The 9638-nt window shown below is 62.0% G+C and carries 7 protein-coding genes; 6 read left to right on the forward strand and 1 reads right to left on the reverse strand.

What is annotated here, in order from left to right; translation table 11 throughout:
* Nucleotides 1-125 precede the first annotated feature (125 nt).
* Entirely contained in the window at nucleotides 126-857 is a 732-nt protein-coding gene (locus tag RDN59_RS10065; protein ID WP_308607720.1) for a GntR family transcriptional regulator, read from the reverse strand.
* A gap of 66 nt (nucleotides 858-923) precedes the next feature.
* Between RDN59_RS10065 and serS the strand changes: the two genes are divergently transcribed.
* The 6 genes from serS (at nucleotide 924) to RDN59_RS10095 (ending at nucleotide 9417) form a co-directional block, all read left to right on the forward strand.
* Nucleotides 924-2186, forward strand: coding sequence for a serine--tRNA ligase (serS, locus tag RDN59_RS10070; RefSeq protein ID WP_308607721.1), 1263 nt, complete (start codon nucleotides 924-926; stop codon nucleotides 2184-2186).
* A 94-nt stretch (nucleotides 2187-2280) separates the two neighbouring features.
* Nucleotides 2281-3951, forward strand: coding sequence for a lysophospholipid acyltransferase family protein (locus RDN59_RS10075; protein WP_308607722.1), 1671 nt, complete (start codon nucleotides 2281-2283; stop codon nucleotides 3949-3951).
* Between the two features lie 324 nt (nucleotides 3952-4275).
* On the forward strand, nucleotides 4276-6000 hold the full coding sequence (locus RDN59_RS10080; RefSeq protein WP_308607723.1) for a glycerol-3-phosphate dehydrogenase/oxidase: 1725 nt from the start codon (nucleotides 4276-4278) through the stop codon (nucleotides 5998-6000).
* A 74-nt stretch (nucleotides 6001-6074) separates the two neighbouring features.
* A complete protein-coding gene (locus tag RDN59_RS10085) occupies nucleotides 6075-6812 on the forward strand; it encodes an MIP/aquaporin family protein (RefSeq protein WP_308607724.1) in 738 nt (245 codons plus the stop codon).
* 24 nt (nucleotides 6813-6836) lie between these two features.
* Nucleotides 6837-8384, forward strand: coding sequence for a glycerol kinase GlpK (glpK, locus tag RDN59_RS10090; RefSeq protein WP_308607725.1), 1548 nt, complete (start codon nucleotides 6837-6839; stop codon nucleotides 8382-8384).
* 187 nt (nucleotides 8385-8571) lie between these two features.
* The gene (locus tag RDN59_RS10095; protein WP_308607726.1) at nucleotides 8572-9417 is read left to right on the forward strand and encodes an HAD family hydrolase; all 846 of its coding nucleotides are present in this window, start codon (nucleotides 8572-8574) and stop codon (nucleotides 9415-9417) included.
* Nucleotides 9418-9638: the final 221 nt, after the last annotated feature.

Here is a 9638-nt window from a genome sequence, read left to right on the forward strand (position 1 = left end):
CGAGGACGACGCGGATGGCGGAGGCGGAGCGCCACGCAGATGAAGTGCTCATAGAACTCTTCATACTACTCCCTTGGCGGCCCTGGCTTCTAGCCCGCCCGGCGCCGTGCGGGAGCACGGCGCCGCTAGATACGCGCGCGGGAGACGTGCGTTGTGAGCCGGTAGCGGTCTGTGCGGTAGACCGAGGAGCACCACTCCACGGGGCGATCGCCGGAGCGGGCGAGGCGGGTGATGTGGAGGAGAGGGGTGTTCGGGGGGACGTCGAGAAGCTCAGCGATGTCCTCTTCTGCTGCGACGGCCGTGACCGTCTGCTCGGCCCCGGTGATGGGGACCTCGAAGGTGCTATCCAAAATCGCGTAGACGGAATTGTAGATGTCATTCTCCAGCAATGACGGAGCAAAGGTGGAGTTATACCAGCCATCGTCGATGGAATAGGGCTCGCCATCGCCCAAGCGCAGGCGCCGCAGGTGGGTATGGGCCACGGTGGTTTCCGTGCCGAAAAACTCGCAGACCTCACTGGGGGCGGTGCTGCGCTCGCCCAGCAGGATGCGCGAGGAGGCTTGTACTTTCTGATAGCCCATCTCATCGGAGAAGGACGCCAGATGGAGCCGGGAGACCAGTGGGTTCGGAGCCACGAAGGTACCTTTACCGCGCACGCGGCGCAGGCGGCCCTCCGCCACCAAGTCACCAATGGCGCGGCGCACGGTGATGCGGGAGACGCCGTAGGTTTCTTCGAGAATGCGCTCGCCCGGGAGGATGTCACCGGGTTTGAGGGTGGTGCGGCAGAGCTCGGAGAGAATATCCCGCAGCTGAGCGTGCTTGGGCACGGGGCCGTCGGTAATAATGTGAGCTGCCATGTTTTCCATGATAGCCAGCTGGTTATGACCAGCGCAAAGGTGTGGCCGTGCGCTAGACTATCCGGCGTGATTGATCTCAAATTTCTTCGCGAAAATCCCGATGTCGTCCGCGCCTCCCAGGTAAACCGTGGGGAGGACCCCGCTTTGGTGGACCAGCTGCTTGCCGCCGATGAGCAGCGCCGCGCGGCCATTGTGAAGGCTGACCAGCTGCGCTCGGAGCAGAAGGCCTTTGGCAAGAAGATTGGCCAGGCCTCCCCGGAGGAGCGCCCGGCGCTGCTGGAGGGCTCCAATGAGCTGAAGGAAAAAGTCAAGGCGGCCGGCGAGGAAGCGGCCGCGGCAGAGGCCAAGGTAACGGAGCTGCAGTACCAGCTCTCCAACGTGGTGGAGGGTGCCCCGGCTGGTGGCGAGGATGATTTCGTCGTGCTCGAGGAGGTCGGTGAGAAGCCGCAGTTCGACTTTGAACCGAAGGATCACCTGGAATTGGGTGAGACGCTGGGGCTTATCGACGTCAAGCGGGGCGCCAAGGTCGGCGGCGCACGTTTTTACTACCTCACCGGTGATGGCGCCTTCCTGCAGCTGGGCATGCTGATGCTGGCTGCGCAGAAGGCCCGTGAGGCCGGCTTTAGCCTTATGATCCCGCCGGTGCTCGTGCGCCCGGACGTTATGCAGGGAACCGGTTTCTTGGGCCAGCACGCGGATGAGGTCTACTACCTGCCGGCGGATGATCTTTATCTAGTTGGCACCTCTGAGGTGGCCCTGGCCGGCTACCACAAGGAAGAGATCATCGACCTGTCCAAGGGTCCGCTGCAGTATGCAGGCTGGTCCTCTTGCTTCCGCCGCGAGGCGGGTTCGCACGGCAAGGACACCCGCGGCATCCTGCGCGTGCACCAGTTCGACAAGCTGGAGATGTTTGTCTACTGCAAGCCGGAAGACGCCGAGGAGATGCACCAGAAGCTCCTGAACATGGAAAAGGACATGCTCGCGGCGATGGAGCTGCCCTACCGCACCATCGACATCGCGGGCGGAGACTTGGGCTCCTCTGCGGCTCGCAAGTTCGATAACGAGGCGTGGGTGCCAACCCAGGGCACCTATCGTGAACTCACCTCGACCTCGAACTGCACCACCTTCCAGGCCCGCCGCCTGTCCACGCGCTACCGTGATGAGAACGGCAAGACCCAGTACGCCGCCACGCTCAACGGCACCTTGGCGACTACCCGCTGGCTCGTGGCCATTCTGGAGAACCACCAGCAGGCGGACGGCTCCGTCGTGGTTCCGGAGGCATTGCGCCCATTCGTGGGCAAGGACGTTCTGTACCCCGTAAACTCCTAGAAGAACGTGGCGCGCGGCGGCTCGCGCGCCGCTTACTTTTGTCCCCTCCTTGCTGCCTTCCTCCGGCGGCGAGGTCTTAAGCATTTGGAGCACTATGAGCGTTGTGGCTAACTTCCTCTACCGGCAGATCACGCACATCGGGCGCGGGGTGACCTTGGCTCAGGGGCTCAAGATGCGCCTGTCCGGGGAGGAGAATATCCCGGATAAGGGCGGGGCCGTCATCGTGTGCAATCACACCGGCTACATGGACTTCCTCTTGGGGGCGTTTCTGGCCTACCGCAAGCGCCGCTTGGTGCGCTACCTGGCTAAGGCCTCTATTTTTAAGGCGCCGGTGGCAGGACAACTTTTTCGGTTGATGGGCCATGTGCCGGTGGATCGTATCGATGGTGGGGCGTCGATTGTGAAGGGCATTGAGCTGGCCAAGAGCGGTGAGCTCGTAGGGGTCTTCGCGGAAGGAACAATTTCCCGCAGCTTTGAGATTCGCAGCATGCGCAATGGCGCGGCGCGCATCGCTCACGGCGCGGGCGTGCCGATTATTCCGCAGGTTATCTTTGGCTCCCAGCGCATTTGGACGAAGGGGCAGAAGAAGCACCTAGGCCGCACGAAGACGCCTGTGTTGATTAAGGCCTTGGAGCCTTATTACACAACGGGTGACTTTGACGCGGACATCGCTGAGGTGCGCCGCCGGATGCAGGAGGCCCTGGAGGGTCTGTGGGCCGACTACGAGGCAGAGTTTGGCCCGATGCCGGCCGGAGAGTTCTGGGTGCCGGCACGCAAGGGCGGCGGCGCCCCGACGTTGGAGGAGGCTGAGGCAAAAGACTCCGAGGTGGAGTCCGAGCGCTACCGCGTGCGTCGGCTGCGCGATGATCTGACAAGCCTTAAGGACCGCGTCTCTGAGTCCACCGTGGAGCTTATGCGGGACCGGATGGCGCTGATGAAGCGGGCGAGCTCCGATGATGCGGGAGGCAAGGACTGCCCGCGAACCGCACCGGAGACCCTGGACTGGATCAAAGAAAACCTCAATTCGGTGGTCGAAGAGGCCATGCGCGGCGTCGGGGAAGGCCGCGACAAAGTCACGGAGGTTATGGCGCAACTGAAATCCGACGTGATGGAAGCTCAAGCGTCCATGACTGCGAGCAGCAAGGAGATTTTCGCCGGATCCGTGGTGGAGCAGGGTTTGCTGTCTGCGGCGACGCAATCGCGCATCATCGTTTCCCGCCTGCCGCACCGGGTGAAGGCTGAATACTCTGAAGTGCCGCGGGTGATTGCGGCGGATCAGAGTGCATTGAGCATGGCGAATGGCGAGATTTCGAAGCGGCTCCAGGAGGCGCTTGCGCAGCTGCACCCGCAGGTTGAGGACGTGATCGTGATTTCGCCGCACGGCGAGGTGCTGGACGCTGCGGCTTTTGGGGACCTCCCCCAAACCTGCTGGCGCATTGCCTGCGCGGACAGAGCCGAAGGGGTGCAGTTCAACGATGCTCCTGGCGGCGCGGTGGTGACCGCGTCTTCGCCTGCGGAGGGGTTGGCAGCCGTGGTGAAGAAGATTGGAGCCGAGCCCAAGGATCTCTTGTTCTTTGCAAACGAGCCAGGGGATGAGACCTTTGCGGAGGGTGGGGAAGGCGTCGCTGTGCATATGGTGGCGCTGGAGACTGCACCCATTGAGGTGATTAAGGCTGCCCAAGCGGTGACTTATTCCACAGAGCGTTATGGCATGGCTGAGGTGCTGGAGACGATGGCGCGCCTGCAGGATAAGAATAAGCGTTAACATCCTCGGCACGCCGAGAGTTGTAAAAGCCCGCAAACACCCCCGCAAGGGGGTGTTATTTTATTTTGTTCACCTATGGAATGCCTTAAAAATGCCAGCTTACGCCATGGAAACCTACGTGTGAGTAGCGTCTCCAGAGAGAAAAATGGGTGATCTATAGCATGGGCAGTGGGAGAAAACTTCTTCTTCATCCGCCTTTCGGGCAGGTAGCCGAGGCATCGGTGAGCAGGGCGCTCGTGGTGGATGAGCACGATATGCTGCGCATTCCGTCAAGTGGACAGGACTTTCTGACGCCGTGCAGCGAGAGAGGAGACTCAGTCAACAATGAGCACGACGAGTATTACAAGCTTCAATCCTGAGTATTTTGAAAAGACCTGGAATGACTACTCCACCGAGGACTATGACGTCGTCATCATCGGCGGAGGTTCCGTTGGCGCTGGCGCTGCCCTGGATGCGGCCACTCGTGGCCTGAAGACGGCGGTGCTGGAGGCCCGCGACTTTGCCGCCGGTACCTCCTCGCGCTCCTCCAAGATGTTCCACGGTGGCCTGCGTTACCTGGCCATGTTTGATTTCCGCCTGGTGGCGGAGTCTCTCAAGGAGCGCGAGCTCAACATGTCCACCCTCGCACCGCACCTGGTGAAGCCGCTGAAGTTCATCTTCCCGCTGACCCACCGCGGCTGGGAGCGCGTCATGATGTTTGGCGGCTTTACCCTCTATGACCTCATGGGTGGCGCCAAGAGTGTTCCGATGCAGAAGCACCTCACCCGCAAGGGCGTGCTGAAGGTGACCCCGGGCCTTAAGGAAGACGCCGTCGTCGGTGGCGTGCGCTACTACGACACGCTTGTCGACGACGCCCGCCACACCATGACCGTCCTGCGTACCGCCGCCGAGTACGGGGCCAACGTGCGTACCGGCACTGAGGTGATTGGCTTTGAGAAGGATGCCCGCGGGCGCGTGACCGCTGCGAAGGTCCGCGACCTGGAAACCGGCTGCGAGGCCACCGTTAAGGGCAAGGTTTTCATCAACGCGACCGGCGTGTGGAACGACAAGATTCAGCAGATGGCCGGCGTCGAAGGAAAGTTCACGGTTCATGCCTCCAAGGGTGTGCACATCGTGGTTCCGAAGGATGCCCTCGACGCGGAAGCCGCGCTGTGCTTCGTCACCGAAAAGTCCGTTCTCTTCGTCATCCCGTGGGGCGAATACTGGATCATCGGTACCACCGACACCGATTGGGAAAAGGGCTTGTCCCTGCCGGATCCGGCCCCGACCAAGGCGGATATTGACTACATCCTGGACCAGGTCAACCAACGCGTGCGCAACAAGATTACCCGCGATGACATCGTCGGCGTGTACTCCGGCCTGCGCCCGCTGCTGTCCGGCAAGTCCGATTCCACCACCAACCTCTCCCGCAACCACGCCGTGGCCCGCGTGGCACCGGGCATGGTTTCCGTCGCCGGCGGCAAGTACACCACCTACCGCGTCATTGGTAAGGACGCCGTGGACCTGGCCGTGAAGGAGCTGGGCGCCAAGGTGTCCGAGTCCGTTACCGAGCGCACCCCGATTCTGGGCGCGGATGGCTACCACGCGCTGGCCAACCAGGTACCGGCGCTGGCTCGCCGCTATAACCTCAGCGAAGACCGCATCGAGCACCTACTCGGCCGCTATGGCTCGCTGATCGGTGAGGTGCTGGCCCCAGCTGCTGAGGACGCCACGCTGCTCGAGCCGGTTCCAGGCGCCGAGAGCTACGTCTGGGCAGAGGTGCGCTACGCCGTGACCCACGAGGGCGCCCTGCACATCGACGACATCGTGACCCGTCGTCTGCGCGTGGCCATCGAGTTCGCCGACCGCGGCGTCGCCGCCGCGCAGCCGATCGCTGAATTCGTCGCCCCGTTGCTGGGCTGGGATCAGGCCGATATTGAGCGCGAAGTCTCCCACTTCACCAAGCACACCGAGGCAGAGCTCGCCGCCGAGGCAGCGCTGACCGACCGTGAGGCAAACGACATCCTCGAGCGCGCAGGCAGCGCACGAGCCACCAAGGAAGAAGCCTAAAAGTCACGGGGCCCAGCGAGCGGTGGATATCCCTCGCTGGGCCCTTGGTCTAGGCAGATAAGAAAGGACATCTAATGACCGGAATGGATGCATTCCTGTGGGAGTTCCTTGGCACGGCAGTGCTGCTCCTGTTGGGTAATGGCGTCTGTGCCACTGTAAACCTCCGCACCTCCGCGGCGCGCGGTGCAGACTGGATCGTTATCGCTATGGGTTGGGGCCTCGGCGTCTACTTGGGCGCTAGCATCGCGGACCCCACTGGCGGTCACCTTAACCCGGCGGTGACCATCATGCTCGCTGTTAACGGCTCTCTTGAGTGGAGCCTTGTGCCTTATTACCTCCTGGGTCAGATCCTTGGCGCCATGCTTGGTGCCTTCCTGGCGTGGGCAACGTTTAAGCAGCTTTTCGACGCCAACAATGTCGATGAAGCCGGCAACGTCACCGGAGCCAACAAGAATACCGGCGGTATTTTCTTCACGAACCCGGCGCACCCGAACAACGGCTGGAACGCAGTGACAGAGTTCATCGCTACCACCGTGCTGCTCATGTTTATCGCCTTCGGTCCTACCGGCGGCGAGCTCGGTCCGCTGAGCTACTTCGGCGTTGCCTTCGTCATCGTGTCTATCGGTCTGTCCCTCGGTACCCCCACCGGATATGCCATCAACCCGGTTCGTGACCTCGGCCCCCGCATCATGTACGCCTTTGTCCTCCCCATCAAGGACAAGGGCACTGGAAACTGGAGCTATGCCTGGGTTCCGGTCGTCGCGCCGATGCTGTCGGCCGTCGCCGTTGGCCTGCTATCCATAGCCCTTTAAAACACCCCCGACAAGGAGAAAGTTATGTCCACCAAGAGCTACGTTGCAGCGATTGACCAGGGCACTACGTCCACACGCTGCATTATCTTTGACCACGACGGCGAGCAGGTGTCCGTCGGCCAGCTCGAGCACGAGCAGATCTTCCCGGAGAAGGGCTGGGTTGAGCACGACCCGGAGGAAATCTGGAGCAATACCCGCCGCGCGGTGGGTGAGGCCTTGGCCAACGGCGACATCAACGTTGAAGACATCGCCGCTTTGGGTATCACCAACCAGCGTGAGACCACCGTTGTGTGGGACAAGAACACCGGCAAGCCGGTCTACAACGCCATCGTATGGCAGGACACCCGAACCACCGACATTTGTAAGGAGCTCGCCGGCGAGGAGGGCGCGGACAAATGGCGCCGCCGCACCGGCCTCATCATCAACTCTTACCCGGCCGGTCCGAAGGTGAAGTGGATCCTCGATAACGTCGAGGGGGCGCGCGAGCGCGCTGAAAAGGGCGAGTTGCTCTTCGGCACCATCGATACCTGGCTGCTGTGGAACCTTACCGGCGGCGCCGATGGCGACAACGGCCAGGAGGCCCTGCACGCTACCGACGTCACTAATGCTTCGCGCACCTTGCTCATGGACATCGAGAAGCTCGAGTGGGATGAGGAACTGTGCAAGGAGATGGGCATCCCGACGTCCATGCTCCCGGAGATCCGCCCGTCCCTGGGTGACTTCCGCACTGTGCGCGAGCGCGGCTCGCTGGCCGGCGTACCGATTCGCGCCATTTTGGGTGACCAGCAGGCCGCCATGTTCGGCCAGGGCTGCTTCCGCCCGGGTTCCGCCAAGAATACCTACGGTACCGGCCTGTTCCTCCTGCTCAACACCGGTACGACCCCGAAGTTCTCGGAGAACGGCCTGCTCACCACCGTGTGCTTCCAGCGTGAGGGCGAGCGCCCTGTCTATGCGCTCGAAGGGTCCGTGTCCATGGGCGGTTCCCTGGTGCAATGGCTGCGCGATAACCTGCAGATCATCCCGAACTCTGCCTCCATCGAGAACATGGCCCGTGAGGTTAAGGACAACGGTGGCGTCTACATTGTTCCTGCCTTCTCTGGTCTGTTTGCCCCGTACTGGCGCCCGGATGCTCGCGGCGTCATCGTGGGCCTGACCCGCTTTGCCAACCGCAAGCACCTGGCCCGCGCGGTCCTCGAGTCCACGGCGTACCAGACTCGTGACGTCGCCGATGCCATGGTGGCGGACTCCGGCGTGGAGATCACCGAGCTGCGCGTCGACGGCGGCATGACGATGAACGAGCTGCTCATGCAGTTCCAGGCAGACATGCTTGGCGTCGAGGTACATCGGCCGAAGAACGTGGAGACCACCGCAACGGGTGCTGCTTTCGCTGCAGGTCTTGATTCTGGCTTCTGGGAGGACCTCAGCGTGCTGAGCTCCCAGCAAGGTGACTTCAAGGTGTGGAAGCCGCAACGCGAAAAGGAAGAAGTCGAGGCTCTCTACCGCGATTGGAAGCGCGCCATCAAGCGTTCCCTGAACTGGGAAGATGTGGACGATGACGACGTTATCGCCTAAGAGCTAACCAGGAGTCTTTGCACGAAGACGCGGCCGTCACGAGCATTCTCGTAGCGGCCGCTTTCGTCGTTTGAGGTGTGGCGGATTGCGGCTGGGTGCAACGCGGTGGCGGGGCTTTATCGCTGTGGTGGTTACTCGCGTTGCGGGTGCGGCATTGAGCATGCCGCGCTGACGTAGACTCGGGGCTATGGCCAGTGACGTATTTTCGGACCACGCTCCGCGCCTCATCATCAGCGATATCGACGGTACTTTGTTGGACCGAAACCACCGGGTGCCCAAGCGAAACCGCGAAGTTGTGGCCCGTGCGGTCGCCGCGGGCAGCGAGTTTGCGCTGGCAACCGGGCGCCCCTTCCGGTGGATCATGCCCGTGCTCGAGCAGCTGACCGTGCGCCCAGTCTGCGTGACATCAAATGGTGCGGTGATTTATGACTCGGCGGAGGACCGCGTTCTTTCCGCCCACGAGCTTTCGCCTGAGGCCCTCGCGGAAACCGTGAAGGTCGCTGCGAAGGTACTCGAGCCGCATGGTGGGGTTGGCTTTGGGGCGGAGCGTGCGGGAGGCTCGGTCTTGGACCCAGTTGAGGAACTCTTCGTGGTGGAGTCGCACTATTCGGAAAACGCGCTCTTTGAGGGCTTCGGGCTGGTGAGCGTGGGGGAGTTGGTGTCCCGGCCGGCGGTGAAACTGCTGATCCGCAACACCGCATTCTCCGCGCCGGAACTCTACGAGCTTATTGCTCCGCATATCGATTCCGAGCTTGCCCACGTCACCTATTCGATGTCTGAGGGAATCCTCGAAGTGGCGGCCCCCAACGTGACGAAGCGCCGTGGAATTAAGTGGTTGGCCGAGCACCACGGTATCGCCCGCGAAGACATCATTGCCTTTGGCGATATGCCCAACGATATCGAGATGCTTGAGTGGGCAGGTTGCGGGGTAGCCATGGAGAACGCTCACCCGGATGTCGCGGCGGCCGCAGATACGGTGACGCTAGCGCACCACCAAGCAGGCGTAGCAAAGGTCCTCGAGCGCTGGTTCTAGTACTGCTGTACCCCGCCTTGCTGTGGCCGTGAAACCCCGCGCTACCTGCCCTGCTTGTAGCGGAGCCTGAGAGTTTTTGCCTCCGGTTGCGGGGTGGGTGGTGGTGTTTTAGTCTCTTGGCCATGGGGGATTTGGAGACTTATTTCTCCTACCGCAGTTCGGGGTTGGATCTTGTGGGGCTTGCGGTAGGCAGTGTGGATGATTTACGCGCGCGTGGTGCA

Source organism: uncultured Corynebacterium sp. (assembly GCF_902489365.1).
Lineage (GTDB): Bacteria > Actinomycetota > Actinomycetes > Mycobacteriales > Mycobacteriaceae > Corynebacterium.

Bases quoted from the DNA above. Each gene is read 5' to 3' on its own strand.
- RDN59_RS10065 (WP_308607720.1), bottom strand. From the start codon at position 857: ATGGCAGCTCACATTATTACCGACGGCCCCGTGCCCAAGCACGCTCAG.
- RDN59_RS10075 (WP_308607722.1), top strand. From the start codon at position 2,281: ATGAGCGTTGTGGCTAACTTCCTCTACCGGCAGATCACGCACATCGGG.
- RDN59_RS10080 (WP_308607723.1), top strand. From the start codon at position 4,276: ATGAGCACGACGAGTATTACAAGCTTCAATCCTGAGTATTTTGAAAAG.
- RDN59_RS10085 (WP_308607724.1), top strand. From the start codon at position 6,075: ATGACCGGAATGGATGCATTCCTGTGGGAGTTCCTTGGCACGGCAGTG.
- glpK (WP_308607725.1), top strand. From the start codon at position 6,837: ATGTCCACCAAGAGCTACGTTGCAGCGATTGACCAGGGCACTACGTCC.
- RDN59_RS10095 (WP_308607726.1), top strand. From the start codon at position 8,572: ATGGCCAGTGACGTATTTTCGGACCACGCTCCGCGCCTCATCATCAGC.